Below are 22790 nucleotides of genomic sequence, written 5' to 3'. Positions count from 1 at the left end.
ACAGCTCGCGGTCACCGGGGTGGCCGCGAGCTGTCGCAACGGTGATCGGCCCGGTTCAGGGGCTGACCTGGTGCCGGGCCTGCTGGGCCTGGTCCTTGACGTCGTGCGCGGCGGACTTCGTGTCGTCCCTGACCGCGTGCACCGCGTCCTGAGCGGTGGACTTCACCGACTCGGCGGCCTGCTGGGCCGGCTCGCGCAGCTCTTCCTTGAGCTCGTTCGCCACCGTGCTCAGCTTCTCCGTCACCGCGCCGCTGTGCTCGCTGACCCGCTCCTTGAGCTGGGTCGCGGCCTGCTGCTCACGGCGGGAGGCCGGGATCAGCGACGAGGCCAGCCAGCCGACGCCGAACGCGATCAGACCGGCGGCGAGAGGGTTGCCCTGGGACTTCTGCCGGATCACCCGCGGCGCGCTGTGGGCGGCGTCGCTGACGGTGGCAGCCGCCGACTGCGCGGCGTCACTGACGCTGGAGGCCGCCGACGAGGCACGGTCGCCCACCGAGTGGGCGGCGTGGCCAGTGCCGTGGCCGAGGTCAGACGCGGTTCCCATGACCTTGTCCCTCACATTCTGCAGAGCGGAGCGGGCCCGCTGCTTGCGGTCGTCGACGATGCGGCTCGGGCTGACCTTGTACGCCAACGCGTCCACATCGGAGCTGAGGCTGTTACGGGTGGCTTCGATCTCCCGGCGGATCTGATCGGGATCGGTGCTCATCGGGTGACTCCCTCCGGGTGCGGCTTGAGCGCGTCGGGGATCCGCTGCACGCTGTCGTTGGTCTTCTTGAGCCCGCGTACGTGCTGGGCGTTCTTCTTGGCCATGGAGTAGAGGACGGCGGCGACCGTGGCCCAGATCACGGCCACGATCAGCGCGGCCAGGCCGGAGTCCATGACGTTGTCGAGGAACTGCCACACGGCGATGGACACGAAGAGCGCCACCATGTAGCCGCCGAAGCCGGCGCCGCCGAAGAGCCCGGCGGCCTTGCCGGCCTTCTTGCCCTCCTGGCGGATCTCCGCCTTGGCCAGTTCGACCTCCTGACGCATCAGCGTCGACAGGTCGGTGGTGACCTGACGCATCAAGTCACCCAACGAGCTGTTCCGCACCTCGTCGGCGGTGTGCGGGGCACCCGCGTCGGGGTGGTAGCCGGAGCCCGGTCCGGGCCCCTGCGTCGGCATGGTCATGCCGTCGCCTCCCTTCGGATAACTCGCGGGCTCACGGACGGGGGCTGCCGGTGGACGGCACGCCGGGCAGCGGGTCGGTCTGGGTCACCGGCGGCAGCGGCTGGCCGGTGCCGGAGTGCTGCGGGTAGTCGCCCCGGGTGGGCTCGGCGTAGCTGCCCGGCGTCGGGTCGGTGTAGCCACCCGGAGTCGGGTCGGCGTAGCTGCCCGGAGTCGGGTCGGCGTATCCGCTCTGCGGGACAGCGTCCGGCGTGGTGCGCGGCGCCGGGGGCGGCGTCGGGATCACGGCGGTCTGCTCCGGGTCGTACGCCCCGGCGCCCCGGTAGGTCGAGGATCCGTTGCCGGAGTCGTCGCCAGCGGCGGAGATGCTGCGGGTCAGCCGACCGGCGAGCACACCAAGGACCGCCGCGCCGACCAGGAAGGTGCCCGGGTTGCGCCGTGCGTAGTCGCGGACCTCGGTGATCAGGTCACCGGGCTCGCGCTCCTCCAGCCAGCCGGCCACACCGTGCACCCGGTCCGCGGCCTGGCGGGCCAGCTCGGTCACCGGGCCGGCCTGGCCACCCTGCTCGGCCATCGAGCGCATCTCGTCGGCCAGCGAACGCAGCCCGCCGGCAGCCTTGCGCTGCTGCTCACCGGTCTGGCTGGCGAGCTGGGTGCGGGCCTCGCCGTACAGGTTGCGGGCCTGCCGGGCCGCCTCACGGCCGACCTCGGCGCCCTGCTCCTTGGCGGTCTGTGCGACAGCGCCGCCGGCGTGCGCGGCCTCGGAACCAACCTGGCGCGCCTGTTCGCGGACGCCACCGCCGTTGGCCGACTGCTGCCCGTACGTGGAAGACGTAGGTGAAACTTCGTAAGTCATGATGTCCCTTCCGCTCGGAAAGTCGTCGCGGTTGTGCTGGGGGGATGCGGTCGCGTCGCCACGACCGCTGACCATTCACCTACCCTGCGTTTCGGCTTCCATACCTCTTCGTGCATTCCTCTGCGCGGCCGGCCGGATCAACTTCAAAATGGAGGATCGTCGGGCTGCGTCACCACGCCGCTGCGGACAGCGAGGTTCGCGAGGGCTGGCAGATCCACGGAGGGGGCAGCGATGGCACGAGACGCGCGAGGTGGCCGACCGGCCGCCCCCCGGCCCCGGGTCCAGGTGGCCGCGCTGGCCGTCGCCGGCGTCTTCCTGCTGATCGGCGTCCTCGGCTTCATCCCCGGCATCACCACCGACTACGGCGACCTGCGGTTCGGCGGACACCACTCGGAGGCCAAGCTCCTCGGGCTGTTCCAGGTGTCGATCCTGCACAACGCGGTGCACCTGATCTTCGGGCTGGCCGGCCTGGCGCTGGCCCGCAGCGTCGCCGGCGCCCGCGTCTTCCTGGCCGCCGGCGGTGCGATCTACCTGGCACTCTGGCTCTACGGGCTGGTGATCGAGGCCATCAACCCGGAGGGCGGGGCGAACATCCTGCCGGTCAACGACGCCGACAACTGGCTGCACCTCGCGCTCGGCTTCGGGATGCTCGCGCTCGGGCTGCTGCTGTCGAACCAGGCCGGCACCGGCGGACGCCTCGACAGCCCCGCCGACCGCCACTGACCTGGCGCTACGGGTTTCGCAGTCACGCTCGCGGTCGCGAAGGTAGTCGACCGGCGAAGGAGTCCCTCGTCAGGCCGCGACCGGCAGCCGCTTGGCGAAACAGACGCTGTACGGGTTGTCCACGTACTCGCCGTACACCGGGATCGGGTCGTAGCCGCACGAGGTGTACAACCCGATCGCGGCCGGCAGGTAGGTGCCGGTCTCCAGGCAGACCACCGAATGCCCCTGCCGGAACGCACACTCCTCCAGCGCGGCCAGCAACTGGCGGGCGACGCCCCGCCCCCGGTACGCGGGCCGGACGTACATCCGCTTGACCTCGCCGGTCTCGGCGTCGAGCGCCTGGAGCCCTCCGCAGGCGACCGCCCGACCGTTGACCACCACCGCCAGGTAGCGGACGTCGTCGTGCGGCATGAAGATTTGCCCGTCCAACCCGCCGTCGGCCTCGCGCAGCTCACGCTGCTGTGCGACGACGAGGGCGGCGATCTCCGGATCGGTGGCAGGCCGGGACTCGATCAGCATCACCCCACGCTAGGACCGGTGGATTTCGCGGAGGTTTCCGGAAATCAACCCGATCACGGAGCGCAACGGACTACTCGGCGTCGTCCTCGTCGATGTCGTCGGACGCGTCCGCGCCCACCTCGTCCTCGGACCGCACCCGGCGGGCCTTCCGAGCGGCGAGCCGGTCCGCCGCGGAGGCCCGGTTCGACTTTTCCTCCAGGCGGACGTCGGTGCCCCGGTTACCGGGTACGAACTCCACACCGGCGAAGAGCGTCGGCTGCCAGTCGAACTCGCGCTCACCGATCCGGACCAGGTCACCGGGCTGCGCGCCGGCCTTGGCCAGCTTGTCCTCCACCCCGAGCCGGGCCAGCCGGTCGGCCAGGTAGCCGACCGCCTCGTCGTTGTCGAAGTTGGTCTGCTTGACCCAGCGCTCCGGCCGGACGCCGTGAACGGTGAACGAGCCGTCCGCCTCGGCGGTGATGGTGAACCCGGCGTCGTCCACTGCCATCGGGCGGATCACGACCCGGGTCGGCTCGGCGGGCGGCGCGGCCTTGCGCTCCGCCTCGACCAGCTCGGCCATCGCGTAGGTCAGCTCCTTGAGCCCTTCCCGGGTGGCCGCGGAGACCTCGAACACCCGGTAACCGCGCTCCTCCAGGTCCGGGCGCACGATCTCGGCGAGATCCCGCCCGTCCGGCACGTCGACCTTGTTCACGGCCACCAGTCGGGGGCGCTCGGTCAGGCCGCCGTACTGGCTCAGCTCGGCCTCGATGGCGTCGATGTCGGCGACCGGGTCGCGTCCGGGCTCCAGGGTCGCCGAGTCGATGACGTGCACCAGCACCGCGCAGCGCTCGATGTGCCGGAGGAACTCCAGACCCAGCCCCTTGCCGGTGGCCGCGCCGGGGATCAGACCCGGCACGTCGGCGACGGTGAAGGTGTGGTTGTCCAGCCGGACCACGCCGAGGTTCGGCACGAGGGTGGTGAACGGGTAGTCGGCAATCTTCGGCTTGGCCGCGGAGATCACCGAGATCAGCGACGACTTGCCGGCTGACGGGAAGCCCACCAGACCGACGTCGGCGACGCTCTTGAGCTCCAGCACGATGTCCAACTGGTCGCCGGGCTCGCCCAGCTCGGCGAAGCCGGGAGCCTTGCGCTTGGCGTTGGCCAGCGAGGCGTTGCCCCGCCCGCCGCGCCCACCGCGCGCGATCTCGAAGGTGGTGCCGGCACCCACCATGTCGGCGAGCACGGTGCCGTCCGTGCTCTGCACGACAGTGCCGTTGGGCACCTTCAGCACCAGGTTGTGGCCGTTGGCCCCGTCCCGGTTCGAGCCGGCACCGCCCTTGCCGTTGTCGGCCTTGACGTGCGGGTGGAAGTGGAAGTCGAGCAGCGTGGTCACCTGCGGGTCGACCACCAGCGAGACGCTGCCGCCGTGCCCGCCGTTGCCGCCGTCCGGCCCACCGAAGGGCTTGAACTTCTCGCGGTGGATCGAGACACAACCGTGCCCACCATCGCCGGCCTGCAGATGCAGAACGACCCGGTCAACGAACGTTGCCACGGTGTCAATCCTTCCAGCGAGGTCCGACCCCGCACTTCGAAAAAAGCTAAGCGGGCCGGGACCCGTAGGTCCGCGGCCCGCTTAGCCCGAGAACTACTGCTGCGGAACGATGCTGACGGTCTTGCGACCGCGCTTGGTGCCGAACAGGACCGCACCGGCGGACAGCGCGAACAGCGTGTCGTCGCCGCCACGGCCGACCAGGTCACCGGGGTGGAACTTGGTGCCACGCTGCCGGATGATGATCTCACCGGCGCTGACGACCTGACCACCGAAGCGCTTCACGCCGAGTCGCTGGGCCGCGGAGTCACGACCGTTACGCGAGCTGGACGCACCCTTTTTGTGAGCCATTGGAGGACGACCTACTTCCCGCTGGAGATGCCGGTCACCTTGACCTGGGTCAACGGCTGACGGTGACCCTGGCGCTTGTGGTAGCCAGTCTTGTTCTTGAACTTGTGGATCCGAATCTTCGGGCCCTTGGTGTGCGCGGCAATTTCGCCGGACACCGCGACCTCGGCAAGCTTTGCCGCGTCGGTCACCAGGTCGTCACCGTCGACGAGGAGCACCGCGGTGAGCTTCACCGCGTCACCGGGAGCACCGGTGAGCTTCTCGACCTCGATCACGTCGCCCTCGGCGACCTTGTACTGCTTGCCGCCGGTCTTGACGATCGCGTACATCGGAGGCGGACTCCCTGTCGTTGAGGCTGCTGGCGGTCGTCCCCGCGGCGGCTCGCCGGGTAGCAGTGCACGGCGGCGCGGGCACACGGGAACTCGGCACACCAAAAGTGCGCCGCAGGCAAGAGTACGCCATTGCCGGCCCGGACCCCAAACCGGCCCGCCCTGGTCAGCGCGCGCAGAGCTGGTCGAGACGCTGCTGGAGCCGGTCCAGCTCGGTCTCGTCGATCGACTCCACGTCGGCGCGGAGCGCGGCCACCTCGGTGCCGAGGTCGGTGAGCATGGTCTTGAGCTGCGGATCGGTGGCCCGCTCCGACTGCTCCCGTAGCTCGGTCCGCCAGCCGTCCAGAGCCGCCTCGGCCCGCCCCCGGGCAACCTCGGCCGCGGTGCTGTCGCCGGCGCCCACCGCCGCGACCATCCGACCCAGCTCCGCCACGTACGTCCGGACGGCGGTGGTGCTGGCCCGTTGGGCGGCGGCGCAGACCTGTTCGGCGTCGCCCGCCGCCGCGCTACTGGCCGGTCCGGAAGCCGGGCTCTGGGTGGCCACCCTGGTCACATCCGGCCCAACGTTCCCAGACCGGTCGGTGGAGCACCCCACCGCGCCGGAGAGCACGGTGACCACCGCGGTGACGGCGAGCAGACGACGCATCTTCTTCTCCTGACGCGGGTCGACCGATCCTGGGCCGGGGTGGCCGGAACGGCGAGGTCCCTCCCCCGTCACTTTGCCGGGGAAGGGACCTCGTCAAACACTTGGCCGGTCAGGCGGTCAGGGGCGCGTCCGGCGACGGGTGCCACCCCGGCGTGAACGACGTCGTCCGCCGGCACCCTCGCTGGTCTCCTCGTCGCCATCACCGTCGGCGAGCGCGTCCGGGTCGTCCGCCGCGGCCAGCCGAGCCGACTCACCCTGCTGGCTGTCGGAGACCGCCGGAGCGGCAGCGGCGTCCGACTCGTACCGGGACAGGTCGTAGCCCATGGTGTCCTGGTAGTCGGCGTCCGCTTCGGCGCTGGTGTCGGTGTCGACGACCTCGACGACGGTCCGCTCGGCCGGGGCGTTCTTGCGCGCCCGACGGCGGGACGAGGTCGTGCCCTTCTCGGCGGCCGGAGCGGCCGGCGCCGACGAGGCGACAGCCTTGACCTTCTCCCCCGCACCAGCGGCGCGCGGCTTCTCCGGCACCGGCTCGGTGTGAATGATCACGCCCCGGCCCTTGCAGCACTCGCAGGTCTCGCTGAACGCCTCCAGCAGGCCCGCCCCGATCCGCTTACGGGTCATCTGCACCAGGCCGAGCGAGGTGATCTCGGTGACCTGGTGCTTGGTGCGGTCCCGGCCGAGGCACTCGGTGAGTCGGCGCAACACCAGCTCCCGATTCGACTCCAACACCATGTCGATGAAGTCGATCACCACGATGCCGCCGATGTCGCGGAGCCGGAGCTGACGGACGATCTCCTCCGCCGCCTCCAGGTTGTTACGGGTGACGGTCTCCTCCAGGTTGCCCCCGGAGCCGGTGTACTTACCGGTGTTGACGTCGACGACAGTCATCGCCTCGGTGCGGTCGATCACCAACGAGCCACCGGAGGGCAGGAAGACCTTGCGGTCCAGACCCTTGATGATCTGCTCGTCGATCCGGTACTCGGCGAAGACGTCGCTCGTACCGACGTGTCGACGCACCCGGTCCACCAGGTCCGGAGAGACGTGCGACAGGTACGACTCGACCATCTCGTACGACTGCTCGCCCTCGATGACCAGCTCGCGGAAGTCCTCGTTGAACAGGTCGCGGACCACCCGGATGACCAGGTCGGGCTCTCCGTAGAGCAGCACCGGAGCGCCACCCTCGGCGGCCTTGGCCTGGATGTCCTCCCACTGCGCCTGCAGACGCTTGACGTCACGGGCCAGCTCATCCTCGGTGGCGCCCTCGGCGGCCGTACGGACGATCACGCCCGCGCCGTCCGGGACCAACTTCTTGAGCACGTCCCGCAGCCGCTTGCGCTCGTTGTCCGGCAGCTTGCGGCTGATCCCCGACGCGTTGCCGTTGGGCACGTAGACCAGGTGTCGGCCGGAGAGCGCGATGTGGCTGGTCAACCGGGCACCCTTGTGCCCGATCGGGTCCTTGGTGACCTGGACCAGCACCGAGTCGCCGGAGCGCAGCGCCTGCTCGATCGAGCGGGCCCGCCCTTCCAGGCCGGACGTGTCCCAGTTGACCTCGCCGGCGTACAGCACCGCGTTGCGGCCCCGGCCGACGTCGACGAACGCCGCCTCCATGCTCGGCAGCACGTTCTGCACCTTGCCCAGGTACACGTTGCCGGCCATCGTGCCGGAGGAGTTCCGGGTGACGTAGTGCTCGACCAGGACGCCGTCCTCCAGGACCGCGATCTGGGTACGGTCACCGCGCTGGCGGACCGCCATCACCCGGTCGACGGCCTCCCGGCGCGCCAGGAACTCCGACTCGCTCAGGATCGGCGGCCGGGTACGCCGCTGCTCGCGGCCGTCCCGGCGGCGCTGACGCTTGGCCTCCAGGCGGGTCGAGCCGGAGACGCCCTGCACCTCGTCGACCGTACGACGCGGCTCGCGGATCTTCACCACGGTCGGGACACCGTCGTCGGCGGTGCCCTCCGTGTCGCCCGCGCCCCGACGACGACGACGCCGGCGGCGACGGGTCAGGCCATCGCCGCCCTCAGCCTCCTCATCCTCGTCGCCCTCGCCCTCGGCCTCGGCCTCGGCGGTCTCTTCCTCGTCGGCCTGCGCCGCCTCCTCGGACTCCTCGTCCTCGGCGTCGTCGGCCCCGCCCTTGCCCCGGCCACGGCCGCGGCGACCACGCCGGCGGCGACGGCGCGCGGCGGCGCTGTCCTCGTCGTCCTCATCCGCCTCGGTGGCCTCCTCGGCCTCCTCGACCGGCGCCTCCTCGGCCTCGACCGCCTCAATCGGCTCAACCGGCTCGGCGTCCCGACGACCGCGTCGGCGGCGGCGGGACGGCTCTGCGGCCTCCTCGACGGCCGGCTCCTCGGCCACCGGGGCGGGCTCCACCGGCCGGGTCACCGGCACGGCATCCGGCTGGGGCGCCATGAACAGTACGGTGGGCGCGGAGAGGGCAGCCCTCCGACGACGGGTACGCGGCTGCTCCGGCTCGACCTCGGCGGGCTCGTTCGGCTCGTCGCCGACACCGGGAACCGCCACACCCGGCGGCACCTCGCCCGAACGGTCCTGAGCGCCGCTGGTCCAGGCCAGCTCGGCGGCGGTCGCACTCGGCAGGGTTTCCGTGTCGTCCAGTTCCGCCTCGGCCTCGCGCAGGTCGGACTCGGCGGGCTCCTCGGCGACGACCGGCTCCTCGGTCGCCAGCGGCTCCTCGGCCGCGGGCGGCTGCTCGGTCGCCGGCGGCTCCTCGACGGCGGCCGGTGTGGCCTTCTTACGCCGGGTCCGGGTCACCTTGACCGGCGGAACCACCTCGGCCGACGCCGCCTCCGCCGAGGCGGCGACCAGCGGCTCGTCGGCGGTGGTCTCGACGGGAGTGGCCTTGCGGCGGCGTCGGGGAGTCTTCGGGGCGACATCCAGGTCACCGGAGACCGGGGCGAAGACCTCCGCCTGCGGGGACTCGACACTGCCGGCCCCACCGGTGGTCGCCTCGACCGGCGCGTCGGTCTGCTCCGGCTGGTTGAGCGGGGCGGCCCGCCGGCGGGTCGTCCGTGTGCGCCGCACGGGGGCGGCGGGCTCGACGCTCTCCGCGCCGGCAGCGTCCTGCGGCCCCACCGGAGCCGAACCGACTGCCGTGGTGCTGTCATCGGCGGTCTCGCCGGCCGGCTGTGAACCGGTCCGTTCGCCGCCCTCGGGCTCGTTCTCGAGCATGGACGTTCTCCAGTTCTGGCTACCCCGGGCGCGGGTGAGCGCTGCCACGCAGGGTCGCCGCAAAAGTGTTTCCGCCGGGCGCGCGAGGTGCGCGACCGCCGAAGTCTGCCTGCCAGAGCACCGACCGTCGGTCAGTGCCCAACGATGGCTGCCCCGTCGCGGTCCGCATCCAACGGATCCACGATCGCACCCTGCGCGGTCAACGTGCCCTGAGCCAGCCGGGTCACCCTCGGCGAAACCGGCGGCTCCAGGTCGGCCACCACGCGGAGGCCGGAAAGGACGTCATCGGGCCGTACGGACGGGGTGACCTGCCGCACGACCAGTTCGAGTATCGCACACGGGACGTCCGGTGCCCCGGAAGGCGTCGGCGTCGGTGCTGAGGCATTGATCGATATCACAGCCGCGCGGGCGTCGAACGTCCGTCTGCCCTGCTTGGTCATCCGCTCCACCAACACCTCGTCGGCGGCGACGAAGGCATCCACAGCGGCGCGCAGCACCGCCGGGTCCACCTCGGGCATCTCGATGTGCCAGAGCGACGCCTCGATCCGGTCGGGGAGATTGCCGCCCTCGGCGATCACGGCGTCCAGGACGTCCAGCCCCGGCGAGAGGGCGGCGTCCAGCGCGGCCCGCAACGCCTCCGGGTCGACCGGCGCCTGGAGGCCGATCTCCAGGTACTCCGCCTCGCTCGCCACCCCGGTGGGCGCGGCGCTGGCGTAGGAGATCTTCGGGTGCGGAGTGAAACCCTGGGAGAAGGCAATCGGCACGGCGGCCCGACGGAGCGCGCGCTCGAACGCCCGGGCGAAGTCCCGGTGCGACGTGAACCGCAGCGGCCCGCGCTTGGCGTAGCGGATGCGGACGCGCTGGACGACCGGCGCCTGGCCGCCCTCGGGTTGAGGCTTTCTGGCGATCGTGTGCTCCTCGGGGGTACCTGCGTGTCCACCCATCCTGGCGCAGGCGTCGTGACGGTACGCGACCGGGGCGGTCGGTTGGCGTCGACAGACGGCGGCAAACCGGTCGCCAGGGATGTTACCGCCACCACGAAGGCCGGTGGCCGGCCAGTGACCCGGTGGTCACCAGCCGGCCATCACGATCGACATCGGTTACCGCTGTATCGGCGGTGGGGGCGGCGGACCGCCCGGCGGGCCGTAGTTCGAGGGCGGGGCGTACCCCGGCGGAGGGGCGTAACCGGAGGGCGGAGGGGCGTAACCGGGCGGCGGGGCGTAACCCGCCTCGGGCGACGGGTACGCGCCGGGACCCGCCTGGTCGAGAAGGTGGTCCGGGATGTCGGCAGCCTGTGCGGCCTCCCGGCGGTAGCGACGGCGGTTCCAGATCAGGAAGACCGCCAGCCCCAGCAACAACACCAGCACCACGGCGATGCCGATGCCCACCACCATGACCTGCTGGTCGGTGGGGCCACCGCGGTCGCCGTGCTGGGTGACGTCGAACTCCTCGTCCGCGCCCCCGGTGCGGGCCGGACCCGGGTCGGTCGCGGCGGCCGAGCCCAGCAGTGGGTTGGCGGTGACCGGCGGCACGTTCGCGGTCAGCGCCTTCACCGGGTCGATCACCCCGAAGCCGTACTGCGGGTCCCGTCCGGACGGGCCGACGTCCCGCGCGGTCCGGATGATCCGGTTGATCACGCTCGGAGCGTTCAGGTCCGGGTACTTCGCCCGGATCAACGCGGCCAGACCGGAGACGATGGCGGCCGAGTCGGACGTCCCGTCGCCCCAGCCGTACCCGCCCTCGTTGGCGGCGTTGTAGATGCCGTCACCTGGCGCGGCGACCACCGCCTCCGGCCCCTGAACCGAGCCGGACCAGAATCTGCCGCCCCGGGTCGTTCCGGTCACCGCGATCACACCGGGAGTGTTGGCCGGGTTGATGACCGAGGTGTCGCCCTCGGACGTGTTGCCGGCGGAGGCGATCACGACGACATCGCGGTCCAGCGCGTACTTGATCGCGCTCACCTCGTCGGGGCTGGCGAAGCCCGGGCCACCGAAGGACATGTTGATCACTTTGGCGCCGCCATCGACAGCCATCCGGATGCCGAGGGTCACCGAGGCGGCGGTGTTGGTCTCGCCGTCCTTGCGGAGTTTGATGGGCAGGATCTTCGCACCGGGGGCGATGCCGTCCACCCCATCACGGCCACCGCTGTTCGCCGCGATGATGCCGGCCATGTGCGTGCCGTGCCCCTCCTCGTCGGTCCGGCCGTCGCCGGAGCCGCCGTAGCTGCGACCGCCGGCCAGCACCTGACCGCGCAGGTCCGGGTGGTTGGCCTCGACGCCGGTGTCGAGCACGGCCACGACCACGCCCCGCCCGGTCGAGATCTTCTGCGCCTGGTCGATGCGGAGCTCGTCCAGATACCACTGCTCGGCCCGCCGGGGTGCGGCGGCCGCCGGTTGGGCGGCCCCTACCACCAGGAGACCGACCAGCAGGCTGGCGATCACCGGCCGGAGCGCTCCGACGTTCACAGTCATCCGTCCGTCCTCATCGAAGGACACCGGGGGACGCCCCGTCACCAGGGCCCCACGGATCGTCGTCCTCAGTCAACCACGACGAGTGCTCCGAGCCGCTGCCGCCGCCGTGCCCGGCCCCGCCCGCGCCGCCCATCATGCCGCCGCCCATCATCCCGGCTCCGGCGATCCCGGCACCGCCGCGCGCGCCGCCCGCCAGCCCGGCGCCGCCCGCGCCGGCGGCGGTACGCAGCGCGTTCGCCGCGCTGGTCATCGGCGGCAGCTTGCCGTTGCCGCCACCCACCATGCCGGGGATGCCGCCGACGCCGATCCCGCCCGCACCCAGCCCGCCGCCGGCGCCGATCCCGCCGGCCGAGCCCACGCCGGGCCCGCCCCCGAAACCACCGCCGGCGCCACCGAGACCGGCGCTACCGACCCCGGAGCCACCGAGGCCGCCGCCGAGGCCGCCGATGCTGCTCGGGCTCGCTCCGGCCAGGCCGCTGCTGTAGCCGTCGTCGCCATCCGGATAGCCGGAGCCGGTCGACGGGGGCGTGAACTGACCGGTGCCGGAGGGCGAGCCGTCCCCGATCCCACCCGGCCCGGTCGGCGAGAACGGGCCGACGCCGGACGTCGGACCGCCTACCTCACCGATGCCCGGTGGCCTGCTGCCGATGGTGGGCCCGCCACCACCGACGTCCGGCTTTCCGCCGAACTCGCCACCACCGACGTCGGGCCGGCCCGTCGGCGGAACCCGGGTGTCGCGACGGAGGTCGTCTTCCCTCATGTCCGTGTTGGGCGCGACCACGGTGAGCTTCGGACGCTCCGCGTACACGGCTGCGGGCAGCGGCGACATGGCCGCGTGGGCCGCCTGCTGATTGTCCCGGTACCAGTTGTCCAGGTGGGACTTGGTGTCCCACCAGCCGCCCCGCTTCTGGTCGCCGGCCTGCCCGTCGACCTTCATCGTCGCTTCCAGGTCGTCGGCCTTGTCGCGGAACGCGCCGTCGGCGTACGACGCCGGGTTGTTCTGGTAGTCCTGCCGCAGGGCGGCGAGGAACCCCGACGAACTCTCGCCGTCGCGGGCGTCGTCGAGTTCGGTGCCGTTGGGCAGGCTCCACTCGTTGAAGCCGAAGTCGTCCATCAGCGGGATCGGGATCGTGGAGACCGACTTGCGGATGTCGCTCTCGATCCGGATCAAGGCGCCACTGACGTTCGTCGCGTCGGTGATCAGATCCTCGATCTGCTTGCCGATCGTGCCCAGGTGCTCGCGGTACGCGTCACCGCCGCTGCCCTTCCAACCGGCGAGCATCCCGGGCAGGCCGCCGACGTGCGGGCGTTCCTGACCGGTGGCGATCGGCCCGACGAACGATCGGCCGACCAGCGCGTCGCGCAGGTGTTGCAGGCCGGTGGAGAGGTTGTTCCACCCCGCTCCGACCGAACCGACGGTTTCCGGGTCCGCGGACAGCGTCACCTCACGGACGCACCGCTCCCAGGTTCCTCCAGCCATGACCGTCCCCCTCAGGCCGTGTACGGGTAGGTGGGCGTGCCGCCGGCAGTGGGCGGCGGCGCGGCGGACTCCAGCAGTCGCTCGATCTCCTTGCCGTTGGCGGCGTTACGCGCCTCGGTGTCGCGGAAGGCCTTGGCGATCTCCTCGGTGCCCTGCTTCAACGCGGCGAGCTTCTGGGCGAGCGTCGTGAGGTGCGCCTCCATGTTGCCGGTGGAGGTGGTCAGGGCCGCCCACTGCATGCGGGCGTCCTCGTACGCGCCGAACGGGGTGCCGTTCGGAACGGTCTGGGCGTTGTTGCTGTCGCCCTTCATCCGTTCCTTGATGCGCTCCATCTCGTATTTGAGGGTGTCCTCGACGTACTGCTTCAGCCGTTCGACGTACTCGGCCGCGGCGTCCAGGTCCTCCACGCTGACGTGCAGATCGCCGGTGCTCGGCGGCGGGATGCTCCCCATGCGATTCCTCCCCCGTTCCCGACCCGCCGGGTCGGTCCATGTCAGACGCAGCGTATCGAAGTCTGACCACGTCGGGGCAGCCCCCGTTCGCCGTCGGCGCACAACGATAGACGTCGATGCAGCGGAACGGCGACGTGGCGTGGAACCCGACCAACGCCAACGGGCCCGCGAGACGCGGACCCGTTGGATGACATCGGAAGTGGAGAGTAGTGGGCAGCGCCACCCGGCGCTGCCCCGATGGCGAGGTCAGGCGGAGTGGTCGCTCGCCGGCACCTTCATGCCGTTGCCACCCAGCGGGGTGAGCGGCAGCAGCTTCTTACCGGTGGGGCCGATCTGGATCTCGGTGTCCATCGACGGGCAGACGCCGCAGTCGAAGCAGGGCGTCCACCGGCAGTCGTCCTGCTCGAACTCGCTGACCGAGTCCTGCCAGTCCTGCCAGAGCCAGTCCTTGTCCAGCCCGGAGTCGAGGTGGTCCCAGGGCAGGACCTCCAGCTCCTCGCGCTGCCGGGTGGTGTACCAGTCGAGGTCCACCCCGAACGCGGGCAGCGTCTCGGCCGCCGCGTCCACCCAGCGCTGGTAGGAGAAGTGCTCGCTCCACCCGTCGAACCGGCCGCCGTTCTCCCACACCTTGCGGATGACCGAGCCGACCCGTCGGTCACCCCGGGACAGCAGTCCCTCGATCAGCGACGGCTCGCCGTCGTGGTAGCGGTAGCCGATGGCGCGGCCCAACGAACGATCCGAGTTGATCGCCTGCTTGAGGATCTTGAGCCGGTGGTCGATGACCTCCGGACGCTCCATGGCGGCCCACTGGAACGGGGTGTGCGGCTTCGGTACGAACCCGCCGATCGAGACGGTGCAGCGGATGTCCTTGGAACCGGTGGCGGCCCGACCGGCCCTGATCACCTCGTGCGCCATCTCCGCGATCTCGAGGACGTCCTCGTCGGTCTCGGTGGGCAGGCCGCACATGAAGTAGAGCTTCACCTGCCGCCAGCCGTTGCTGTAGGCGGTGACGACGGTGCGGATCAGGTCTTCCTTCGACACCATCTTGTTGATGACCTTGCGGATCCGCTCGGACCCGCCCTCCGGGGCGAAGGTCAGACCGGTACGCCGCCCGTTGCGGGACAGCTCCTGCGCGAGGTCGATGTTGAAGGCGTCCACCCGGGTCGACGGCAGCGACAGCGAGACGTTGGTGCCCTCGTACTGCTGGGCGAGGCCCGAGCACATGTCGCCGATCTCCGAGTGGTCCGCCGAGGAGAGCGACAGCAGGCCCACCTCGGAGAAGCCGGAAAACTCCAGACCCTCGCGGACCATCTGCCCGACCGTGGTGATCGACCGCTCCCGCACCGGACGGGTGATCATGCCCGCCTGGCAGAACCGGCAGCCCCGGGTGCAGCCCCGGAAGATCTCCACCGCGTACCGCTCGTGCACCGTCTCGGCCAGCGGCACGAGGGGCTTCTTCGGGTACGGCCAGGCGTCCAGGTCCATCGTCGTGCGCTTGTGCACCCGGAACGGCACGTCCGCCCGGTTCGGCACGACCCGCTGGATTCGCCCGTCCGGCAGGTAGTCGACGTCGTAGAAGCGCGGCACGTAGACGCTCTCGGTGCGGGCGAGCCGCAGCAACAGTTCGTCACGCCCACCCGGGGAGCCCTCGGCCTTCCACTCCCGGACGATAGCGGTGATCTCCAGAACCGCTTCCTCGCCGTCACCGAGCACCGCGGCGTCGATGAAGTCGGCGATCGGCTCCGGGTTGAACGCCGCGTGCCCACCGGCCACGATCACCGGGTCGGCGTCGGTGCGGTCGGCGGCCAGCAGCGGAATGCCGGCCAGGTCGATCGCGGTGAGCATGTTGGTGTAGCCCAGCTCGGTCGAGAAGGAGAGACCGAACACGTCGAAGTTCCGTACCGACCGGTGCGCGTCGACGGTGAACTGGGGGACCCCGTGCGTACGCATCAGGTTCTCCAGGTCCGGCCAGACCGCGTACGTCCGCTCGGCAAGGGTGTCGGGCAGTTCGTTGAGCACCTCGTAGAGGATCTGCACGCCCTGGTTGGGCAGGCCCACCTCGTACGCGTCGGGATACATCAACGCCCAGCGCACGGCTGCCGCATCCCAGTCCTTGGTGACCGCGCCCAACTCGCCCCCCACGTACTGGATGGGCTTGGAGACCTGGGGCAGCAGCGGCTCGAGCTGGGGCCAGACCGAGTTGGTCGCGGCCGCGCGCGGCGTCAAGGACGGGGCACTCATGATGCCCAAGGGTACGCGCCCGTCCGGCGGTGGCGACGCGGTACTAACCTCGGACCGGCGCGAGAGGAGATTGCCGCGATGCCCGAGCCTCAGCCGGGAGCACGGCCGGCCGACGGGAGCACCCCGGGCACACCGCCGGACCGCGATCCGGCGGCCGCCGACAAGCCGACCTCCCCACCCGTACCGTCGGACCAGCCTGAACCCTCGACGCAGCCCACCGCTGCCGACCAACCGGAGCCGTCGGACCAGCCCGAGGCCACCGCCACCGAGGACGTCCCCGCGCCCAGGTGGAGCGGCTCGGCCTCGGTGCCGCCCCCGTTGCCGCGTCGACCCGCCTGGGGTGAGTCGGCCGAGCCGACGCCGCCGCAAGCAGTGCCCGTCGGGCTGCCGGAGCACCAGACCCCGGTCGACCCGTGGGCCGGCGTGGACACCGGGGGCTGGGACCTGCCCTCCGCCGAGTTGCCTCCGCTGCCCCCGACGACGCCCTACCCGGTGCCGCCGGCGACTCGGCAGTGGTCCGGTCCGCCGGCTCCCCCGGTCGGGTCGCACCCGGTGCCGCCGCCGGTCGCCCCGTTGCCGCCACCGGTCACCCCGGTGTCGCCGCCGGCCGTCAGGCCCACGATGCCGAGCCGGCCGATGTCACCGCCCCCACCGCCGCCCGCACCGGTCAGACCCCCGAAGCAGCGCCGCGGCGGCCGGCCCAGCGCCCCGCCGGCGGCACCCCCGCCGGGGCTGCAGACCCCCAAGGGGTACGTGCCGGCCCGTCGGCGCCGCCGCTGGCCGTGGCTGCTGCTGCTCACGCTGGCGTGCTGCTGTGGTTGCCCCGCCTACTACGGCTTCCCGATCTCGGCCCAGTACCCGGCCCGCGCCGCGCTGCCGGAGCAGATCGAGGACCTCACCCTGCGTCAGGACAACCGGAGCGCGGAGACCGCGAAGCAACTGGAGAACGAGGTACGCAACGAGCACCTGCTGGCCGAGGACACGTTCGCCGGCGTCTACTCAACGACGAACGGCAAGCGGGTGACCGTCTTCGGCGGCACCGGTTTCCGCCTGACCCCGGAGGCGGACGCGGAGGCCGAGATCAGCCGACTCGCCGACCGTTACGCGCTGGCGACGGCCGAGACCGTCGACACCGGTGTCCGTGGCCGGCACGAACGCTGCGCCGTCGGCCGGGCCGATGGCAGCGACGTGGTGGTCTGCACCTCAGTCGACCACGGCAGCATCGCCACCGGGGTGTTCACCCGGCTCTCCGTCACCGACAGCGCCACGCTGCTGAACACTCTGCGTATCCAGATCGTCCAACCCGAGCGAGGCTGAGCCACACCACGGCGGCCGACGAGTCACGCGTCGCGGGTCGGGTCCGGGTGGGCGCGGGGCGGGGCGTAGCGGGGCACGTACTCCTGGCCGGTGAGCTTCTGGATCTCGCTCATCATCTCGTCGGTCATCTGCCGCAGCGAGGTGCGGTCGTCCGGCCGGCCCGTGAAGTCCAACGGCTTGCCGAACCGCACGGTGATCTTGGCAATGCCGGGCCGGGGCACCCGGGCGCCGATCGGCTGCGCCTTGTCCGTGCCGATCATGCCGACCGGGATGATCGGCACACCGGCGGCGATCGCCAGCCGGGCCGCGCCGGTGCGTCCCCGATAGAGCTTGCCGTCCGGTGAACGGGTGCCCTCCGGGTAGACCACCACCAGGTCGCCGCCCTTGAGCGCCGGGATCGCCGCGTCGAACGCGGACAGCGCGGCCCGGCCGCCGGCCCGCTCGACGGGAATGGCACCCAGGCCGGTGAGGACGAACTTGGAGATGGCGCCCTTCACCCCGGTGCCCTTGAAATACTCCGACTTGGCCCAGAACGCCAGGTGTCGGGGCACGACCGTGCCGAGGAACAGCTCGTCGGCCACCGAGAGGTGGTTGCCGGCGAAGATCGCGCCGCCGGTCTCCGGCACGTGTTCCAGACCCTCCACGGTCGGGCGGAACGCCACCCGCAGCGTGGGCGCCACGGTCAGCTTGCCGATGGTGTAGAGCAGGGGCACTGGTCCTCCGGCAGATGAGGTGCGAGCAGGCGGTGTCACGGTAGCGGACGCCTCCACACCCCGCAGACGGAGGTGTGGAGGCGTCCGCGTCCGCGCGCTACGACCGGCGGACGGTGACCGTGATCTGCTCGCCCTCGCCGACCTCACCGGCGAAGCCGTCGAGGCCCTCGGCGAAGTCCACCGAGTCGGCCAGCACCTCGCCGGAGACGAAGTCGACGTACGCCGACACCGCCGCGCGCACCTCCTCGGAGGCCGACACCGACACCACGATCCGGTCCGACACGTCCAGGTCGGCGTCCCGACGGGCCTGCTGCACCACCCGCACCACGTCGCGAGCCAACCCCTCGGCGGCCAGCTCCGGCGTCACCTCGGTGTCCAGCACCACCACACCCTCGCCGCCCGGCAGGGGCGCGGAGTGCTCGGCGTCGGCGGCGACCAGCCGCAGCTCGTACTCGCCCTCGGCGAGGGTGACGCCGGCGGCCACCGGGGTGCCGTCGACCAGCTCCCAGTCGCCCGCCTTGACCGCCTTGATCACCTGCTGCACCTGCTTGCCGACCCGCGGGCCGAGCGCCCGGGGCACCACAGTCAGCACCTGCTCGCAGTACGCGGACAGCTCCGCGCTGAACTCCACCGCCTTCACGTTGACCTCGTCGGCGACCAGGTCGGCGAACGGTCGCAGCTGCTCCGCCGCCGGCGAGGCCACTGTCAACGTCGACAGCGGCAGCCGCACCCGCAGCCCCTTGGCCTTGCGCAACGACAGCGCCGCCGACGCGACCGCCCGTACGTTGTCCATCGCTGCCACGAGATCGTGGTCGGCGGGGAACTCCTCCGCCGAAGGCCAGTCGGTCAGGTGCACCGACCGCTCTCCGGTCAGCCCGCGCCAGATCTCCTCCGCGGTCAGCGGCGCGAGCGGCGCCACCACCCGGCAGAGCGTCTCCAGCACGGTCCAGAGCGTGTCGAACGCGTTGACGTCACCGGACCAGAACCGGTCCCGGGAGCGGCGCACGTACCAGTTGGTCAGCGCGTCCAGGTAGGACCGGATGGTCGCGCAGGCGCCGGAGATGTCGTACGCGTCCATCTGCGCGCTGACGGTCGACACCAGCTCGTTCGTCTTGGCCAGCACGTACCTGTCGAGCAGGTGCGTCGAGTCCGTCCGACGCAGCGCCTGGTGCCCGTCGGCGTTGGCGTAGAGCGTGAAGAAGTACCAGACGTTCCACAGCGGCAGCAGCACCTGCCGGACCGCGTCGCGGATGAGCGTCTCGGTCACCGCCATGTCGCCGCCGCGCAGCACCGGTGAGGACATCAGCATCCACCGCATCGCGTCCGACCCGTACGAGTCGAAGACGTGGTAGACGTCCGGGTAGTTGCGCAGGCTCTTGGACATCTTGCGCCCGTCCGAGCCGAGCAGGATGCCGTGGCTCAGGCAGTTGCGGAACGCCGGCCTGTCGAACAGCGCGGTGGCCAGCACGTGCATCGTGTAGAACCAGCCACGGGTCTGCCCGATGTACTCGACGATGAAGTCACCCGGGTAGTGGTGCTCGAACCAGTCCGCGTTCTCGAACGGGTAGTGCACCTGGGCGAACGGCATCGACCCGGACTCGAACCAGCAGTCCAGCACCTCCGGCACCCGACGCATCATCGACTGACCGGTGGGGTCGTCCGGGTTGGGGCGGACCAGGTCGTCCACCGCCGGCCGGTGCAGGTCGCTCAGGCGTACCCCGAAGTCCCGCTCGATGTCGGCGAGCGAGCCGTAGACGTCCAGGCGCGGGTAGTTCGGGTCGTCGGACTTCCACACCGGGATGGGCGAGCCCCAGAACCGGTTGCGGCTGATCGACCAGTCCCGGGCGTTGGCCAGCCACTTGCCGAACGAGCCGTCCTTGATGTGCCCGGGCGTCCAGTTGATCTCCTTGTTCAACTCGACCATCCGGTCGCGGAACTGGGTCACCGCGACGAACCACGACGACACCGCCTTGTAGACCAGCGGGGTGTCGCAGCGCCAGCAGTGCGGGTACGAGTGGGTGTAGGTGTCCTGCTTGAGCACCACCCCCCGCTCCTTCAGCTCCCGGATCACCGGCTTGTTGACGTCGAAGACCTGCTCACCCTGGTACGGCGGCACCAGCGCGGTGAACCGGGTGTGGTCGTCGACGGTGACGATGGTGGGGATGCCGGCGGCGTTGCAGACGTTCTGGTCGTCCTCGCCGAACGCCGGGGCCAGGTGCACGATCCCGGTGCCGTCCTCGGTGGTGACGAACTCCGCGCCGAGCACCTGGTAGGCGTTGTCGCCGGCCTGCTCGACGAGGAAGTCGAACAGCGGCGTGTAGCGGCGTCCGACCAGGTCCCGGCCGTACACCGTGCCGACCTGCTCGTAGCCCTCCAGTTCCTTGGCGTACGCGGTCAGCCGCGCCGCGCCGACGACGAAGCGGTCCCCGTCGCGTTCCAGCACCGCGTACTCGATGTCGGGCCCGACGGCGAGCGCCAGGTTCGACGGCAGGGTCCACGGCGTGGTGGTCCAGACACCCAGCTTGACCGGCCCACGCACCAGCTCCGGGGCGGACTCGTCGGCGGTCAGCCCGAACCACACCGACAGGGTGGGGTCGTGCCGGTCCCGGTAGACGTCGTCCATCCGGGTCTCGGTGTTCGACAGCGGCGTCTCGCACCGCCAGCAGTACGCCAGCACCCGGAAGCCCTCGTAGATCAGACCCTTGTCGTGCAGGGTCTTGAAGGCCCACATGACGCTTTCCATGTAGTCCAGGTCGAGGGTCTTGTAGTCGTTGGCGAAGTCGACCCAGCGGGCCTGCCGGTTGATGTACCGCTCCCAGTCCTGGGTGAACTCCAGCACCGAGGTGCGGCAGGCCTCGTTGAACCGGGCCACGCCCAGGTCGATGATCTCCGCCTTGCTGGTGATGCCGAGCTGCTTCTCCGCCACCACCTCGGCGGGCAGGCCGTGGCAGTCCCAGCCGAAGCGCCGCTCGACGTGCCGCCCACGCATGGTCTGGTATCGCGGCACCACGTCCTTGACGTACCCGGTGAAGAGGTGCCCGTAGTGCGGCAGGCCGTTGGCGAACGGCGGGCCGTCGTAGAAGACGTACTCGTTCTTGCCGTCGTCGCCGGCCGGGCGGGCCTCCACCGACGCTTCGAAGGTCTTGTCGGCCGTCCAGTGCTCCAGCACCCGGCGCTCGACCGCGGGCAGGTCCGGGCTCGCCGGGACACCGGCGGCGGTCGGGTCGTGCAACGGATAGGCCATCGGGGGTCGCTCTCCTCGCAGCTCACTCTTCGTGGGTCTGCGAGGACGAACCTTCCGGGGTACGCCTCGAACGACGCTCCCCGGGTGGCCCGCGGTACCACCCCGCTTGGCGGTCAGGATCGACCGCCCGCTCATTGCCGGCTGTGACGGGCCGCACCCGTCCGGTTCTACTGAGCCGGTCGCCCGGCCGTTCTTCCGGAGGCTCACCGGTGATGGCCGGGTCATCGCCTTACGGTGCTCAACGATACAAGACCCACCCGCCGGCCCGCCGCCGACTAATCCCCCCACCGGCCCGGGTCCGCTGGCTTGACCCGAATGGCGCGCTCGCGCAAACTTCGCCGGTGCGTTCGCTTCGGTACGACGAATTCCAGGCCATGCGTCGATTCCCCGCCCTGGACGGGCTGCGGGCGCTGGCCGCTGTCATGGTCATCGCCTTCCACTACGGTGGCCCGTCCTGGAAATGGCTGACCGGCTGGATCGGCGTACACCTGTTCTTCGTGCTCTCCGGCTTCCTGATCACGACGCTGCTGCTGCGCGAGGAGCACCGCTACGGCAGGGTCTCGCTGCGCGCCTTCTATCTGCGGCGGTTCTTCCGGATTCTGCCGGTCTACTTCCTGGTGCTGTTCCTGTACTGGGGGCTGGCCCGGATCAACGGCACCGCCGAGTCGATCGAGCGGGGCATGAAGTACTACCTGCTGTTCCTCAACGAGCTGCTGGAGCCGAGCGCGCCGTTCCTGCACTCCTGGACGATCGGCATCGAGCAGAAGTTCTACCTGTTCTGGCCGGCCATCGCCTTCGTGGCGGTCGCCGGCGTGTTCCGTCGCCGCCTGCTGGCGACGCTCTGCCTGCTGGTGCTCTTCATCGCGATGATCCCGCCGGACATCGCCTGGTTGAGTTGGCCGATCCACTACGTGGCGATCCTGCTCGGCTGCCTGACCGCGATCGTCATGCACAACCCCCGGGGCTTCGCCCTGGTCCGGCCACTGACCCACCCGGTGGTCGCCACCGGCGTCATCCTGGCGTTCGTCGTGGTCCAGGTGTGTGTGCAGTTCTGGCCCACCCGCTTCGGCCAGGAGGCGCTGATCGGCAGCTACGCCGCCGCGACCGCGGTGCTGCTGCCGGCCCTGCTCTCCCGCAGCCCGCTCGCCCGCGGCCTGGGAGTACGACCGCTGGTCTTCGTCGGCGAACGCTCGTACTCGCTGTATCTCGTCCAGGCCATCGCGGCGCGGGCGGCGGCCGGGCTGGTGCCCGCGATCGCGGGCAAAAGCACCGCGTTCTTCCTGGCGGTGACGGTGGTGGGGCTGGTCATCGCGGACGTGCTCTACCGCTGGGTCGAGCTGCCCATGATCGAGGTCGGCCGCCGGCTGGCCGCCCGGGTGAGCCGCCCCGGCCCGCGCGACGGCGACGGAACGGCACCGGCCCCGGCGCAGGCGCCCGTCGAGACCGTCCAGATCCCCCGCCCTCGCGAGGTGCTGCCCGACACCGTGCCGGCCGCCCGCGGCTGACCCTCCCCCGCTCCGCCCAGCATGAGCGGGGTCACACCCGCGACTGTCACGGCGCGCCCCGGCCG

At 71.1% G+C, this 22790-nt stretch carries 19 protein-coding genes; 3 read left to right on the top strand and 16 right to left on the bottom strand.

All coding sequences use genetic code 11. The features are described 5' to 3' along the window. Positions 1–55: 55 nt before the first annotated feature. Genes FHU34_RS08010 through FHU34_RS08000 form a run of 3 tightly spaced genes read right to left on the bottom strand, consistent with a single transcriptional unit; the run spans position 56 to position 2023 of the window. Positions 56–706, bottom strand: a complete 651-nt coding sequence (locus FHU34_RS08010) for a DUF3618 domain-containing protein (RefSeq protein ID WP_145779384.1) — start codon at positions 704–706, stop codon at positions 56–58. Beyond that, positions 703–1170, bottom strand: a complete 468-nt coding sequence (locus FHU34_RS08005; protein ID WP_145779383.1) for a phage holin family protein — start codon at positions 1168–1170, stop codon at positions 703–705. The genes FHU34_RS08010 and FHU34_RS08005 overlap by 4 nt, the downstream gene beginning before the upstream one ends. Positions 1171–1201: 31 nt before the next feature. Continuing rightward, positions 1202–2023 carry a hypothetical protein gene (locus FHU34_RS08000; RefSeq protein ID WP_145779382.1) on the bottom strand — a complete coding sequence of 274 codons (822 nt, stop codon included), beginning with the start codon at positions 2021–2023 and terminating at the stop codon, positions 1202–1204. Positions 2024–2254: 231 nt separating this feature from the next. Here FHU34_RS08000 and FHU34_RS07995 point away from each other — a divergent pair, with 231 nt between their 5' ends. Beyond that, positions 2255–2746, top strand: coding sequence for a DUF4383 domain-containing protein (locus FHU34_RS07995; protein WP_145779381.1), 492 nt, complete (start codon positions 2255–2257; stop codon positions 2744–2746). A gap of 69 nt (positions 2747–2815) precedes the next feature. On the opposite strand, the gene FHU34_RS07990 is transcribed toward FHU34_RS07995, so the two are convergent. From FHU34_RS07990 to FHU34_RS07940, 11 genes are all read right to left on the bottom strand, one after another. Then, complete coding sequence (locus FHU34_RS07990) at positions 2816–3265, bottom strand: GNAT family N-acetyltransferase (RefSeq protein ID WP_145779380.1); 450 nt, start codon at positions 3263–3265, stop codon at positions 2816–2818. 70 nt (positions 3266–3335) lie between these two features. Further along, positions 3336–4796: a GTPase ObgE gene (obgE, locus tag FHU34_RS07985; RefSeq protein ID WP_145779379.1), complete on the bottom strand. Its 1461-nt coding sequence runs from the start codon at positions 4794–4796 to the stop codon at positions 3336–3338. 93 nt (positions 4797–4889) lie between these two features. Further along, on the bottom strand, positions 4890–5144 hold the full coding sequence (rpmA, locus tag FHU34_RS07980; RefSeq protein WP_007464062.1) for a 50S ribosomal protein L27: 255 nt from the start codon (positions 5142–5144) through the stop codon (positions 4890–4892). An 11-nt stretch (positions 5145–5155) separates the two neighbouring features. After that, positions 5156–5470, bottom strand: coding sequence for a 50S ribosomal protein L21 (gene rplU / locus FHU34_RS07975; protein ID WP_007464063.1), 315 nt, complete (start codon positions 5468–5470; stop codon positions 5156–5158). A 166-nt stretch (positions 5471–5636) separates the two neighbouring features. Next, complete coding sequence (locus tag FHU34_RS07970) at positions 5637–6116, bottom strand: hypothetical protein (RefSeq protein WP_145779378.1); 480 nt, start codon at positions 6114–6116, stop codon at positions 5637–5639. Between the two features lie 117 nt (positions 6117–6233). After that, positions 6234–9302, bottom strand: a complete 3069-nt coding sequence (locus tag FHU34_RS07965) for an Rne/Rng family ribonuclease (protein WP_145779377.1) — start codon at positions 9300–9302, stop codon at positions 6234–6236. 131 nt (positions 9303–9433) lie between these two features. Next, positions 9434–10246 carry a TIGR03936 family radical SAM-associated protein gene (locus FHU34_RS07960; RefSeq protein WP_145779376.1) on the bottom strand — a complete coding sequence of 271 codons (813 nt, stop codon included), beginning with the start codon at positions 10244–10246 and terminating at the stop codon, positions 9434–9436. Positions 10247–10402: 156 nt separating this feature from the next. After that, the gene (gene mycP / locus FHU34_RS07955; RefSeq protein ID WP_145779375.1) at positions 10403–11773 is read right to left on the bottom strand and encodes a type VII secretion-associated serine protease mycosin; all 1371 of its coding nucleotides are present in this window, start codon (positions 11771–11773) and stop codon (positions 10403–10405) included. A 10-nt stretch (positions 11774–11783) separates the two neighbouring features. After that, a complete protein-coding gene (locus FHU34_RS07950; protein WP_145779374.1) occupies positions 11784–13253 on the bottom strand; it encodes a hypothetical protein in 1470 nt (489 codons plus the stop codon). 11 nt (positions 13254–13264) lie between these two features. Beyond that, on the bottom strand, positions 13265–13705 hold the full coding sequence (locus FHU34_RS07945) for a hypothetical protein (protein ID WP_145779373.1): 441 nt from the start codon (positions 13703–13705) through the stop codon (positions 13265–13267). 246 nt (positions 13706–13951) lie between these two features. Then, positions 13952–15946 carry a TIGR03960 family B12-binding radical SAM protein gene (locus tag FHU34_RS07940; RefSeq protein ID WP_145779372.1) on the bottom strand — a complete coding sequence of 665 codons (1995 nt, stop codon included), beginning with the start codon at positions 15944–15946 and terminating at the stop codon, positions 13952–13954. Positions 15947–16024: 78 nt separating this feature from the next. Between FHU34_RS07940 and FHU34_RS33560 the strand changes: the two genes are divergently transcribed. Beyond that, positions 16025–17263: a hypothetical protein gene (locus tag FHU34_RS33560; RefSeq protein ID WP_280116474.1), complete on the top strand. Its 1239-nt coding sequence runs from the start codon at positions 16025–16027 to the stop codon at positions 17261–17263. A 23-nt stretch (positions 17264–17286) separates the two neighbouring features. Here the strand turns inward: FHU34_RS33560 and FHU34_RS07930 are convergent, their stop codons facing one another. Together FHU34_RS07930 and ileS are read right to left on the bottom strand one after the other, a co-directional pair. Then, a complete protein-coding gene (locus FHU34_RS07930; protein WP_145779371.1) occupies positions 17287–17976 on the bottom strand; it encodes a lysophospholipid acyltransferase family protein in 690 nt (229 codons plus the stop codon). Positions 17977–18073: 97 nt separating this feature from the next. Next, on the bottom strand, positions 18074–21220 hold the full coding sequence (gene ileS, locus FHU34_RS07925; protein ID WP_145779370.1) for an isoleucine--tRNA ligase: 3147 nt from the start codon (positions 21218–21220) through the stop codon (positions 18074–18076). 341 nt (positions 21221–21561) lie between these two features. Between ileS and FHU34_RS07915 the strand changes: the two genes are divergently transcribed. Next, positions 21562–22725 carry an acyltransferase family protein gene (locus FHU34_RS07915; protein ID WP_167524770.1) on the top strand — a complete coding sequence of 388 codons (1164 nt, stop codon included), beginning with the start codon at positions 21562–21564 and terminating at the stop codon, positions 22723–22725. Positions 22726–22790: the final 65 nt, after the last annotated feature.

Origin of the sequence: Micromonospora taraxaci, assembly GCF_007830095.1 — a bacterium.
GTDB classification, from domain to species: Bacteria; Actinomycetota; Actinomycetes; order Mycobacteriales; family Micromonosporaceae; genus Micromonospora; species Micromonospora taraxaci.
The sequence above is the reverse complement of the archived record's forward strand: the minus strand, read 5'-3'. Positions and strand labels throughout refer to the sequence as shown.

Excerpts from the sequence above, each read along its gene's own strand:
- FHU34_RS08010 (WP_145779384.1), bottom strand. The coding sequence starts at position 706 with ATGAGCACCGATCCCGATCAGATCCGCCGGGAGATCGAAGCCACCCGT.
- FHU34_RS08005 (WP_145779383.1), bottom strand. The coding sequence starts at position 1,170 with ATGACCATGCCGACGCAGGGGCCCGGACCGGGCTCCGGCTACCACCCC.
- FHU34_RS08000 (WP_145779382.1), bottom strand. The coding sequence starts at position 2,023 with ATGACTTACGAAGTTTCACCTACGTCTTCCACGTACGGGCAGCAGTCG.
- FHU34_RS07995 (WP_145779381.1), top strand. The coding sequence starts at position 2,255 with ATGGCACGAGACGCGCGAGGTGGCCGACCGGCCGCCCCCCGGCCCCGG.
- FHU34_RS07990 (WP_145779380.1), bottom strand. The coding sequence starts at position 3,265 with ATGCTGATCGAGTCCCGGCCTGCCACCGATCCGGAGATCGCCGCCCTC.
- rpmA (WP_007464062.1), bottom strand. The coding sequence starts at position 5,144 with ATGGCTCACAAAAAGGGTGCGTCCAGCTCGCGTAACGGTCGTGACTCC.
- rplU (WP_007464063.1), bottom strand. The coding sequence starts at position 5,470 with ATGTACGCGATCGTCAAGACCGGCGGCAAGCAGTACAAGGTCGCCGAG.
- FHU34_RS07970 (WP_145779378.1), bottom strand. The coding sequence starts at position 6,116 with ATGCGTCGTCTGCTCGCCGTCACCGCGGTGGTCACCGTGCTCTCCGGC.
- FHU34_RS07965 (WP_145779377.1), bottom strand. The coding sequence starts at position 9,302 with ATGCTCGAGAACGAGCCCGAGGGCGGCGAACGGACCGGTTCACAGCCG.
- FHU34_RS07960 (WP_145779376.1), bottom strand. The coding sequence starts at position 10,246 with ATGGGTGGACACGCAGGTACCCCCGAGGAGCACACGATCGCCAGAAAG.
- mycP (WP_145779375.1), bottom strand. The coding sequence starts at position 11,773 with ATGACTGTGAACGTCGGAGCGCTCCGGCCGGTGATCGCCAGCCTGCTG.
- FHU34_RS07950 (WP_145779374.1), bottom strand. The coding sequence starts at position 13,253 with ATGGCTGGAGGAACCTGGGAGCGGTGCGTCCGTGAGGTGACGCTGTCC.
- FHU34_RS07945 (WP_145779373.1), bottom strand. The coding sequence starts at position 13,705 with ATGGGGAGCATCCCGCCGCCGAGCACCGGCGATCTGCACGTCAGCGTG.
- FHU34_RS07940 (WP_145779372.1), bottom strand. The coding sequence starts at position 15,946 with ATGAGTGCCCCGTCCTTGACGCCGCGCGCGGCCGCGACCAACTCGGTC.
- FHU34_RS33560 (WP_280116474.1), top strand. The coding sequence starts at position 16,025 with ATGCCCGAGCCTCAGCCGGGAGCACGGCCGGCCGACGGGAGCACCCCG.
- ileS (WP_145779370.1), bottom strand. The coding sequence starts at position 21,220 with ATGGCCTATCCGTTGCACGACCCGACCGCCGCCGGTGTCCCGGCGAGC.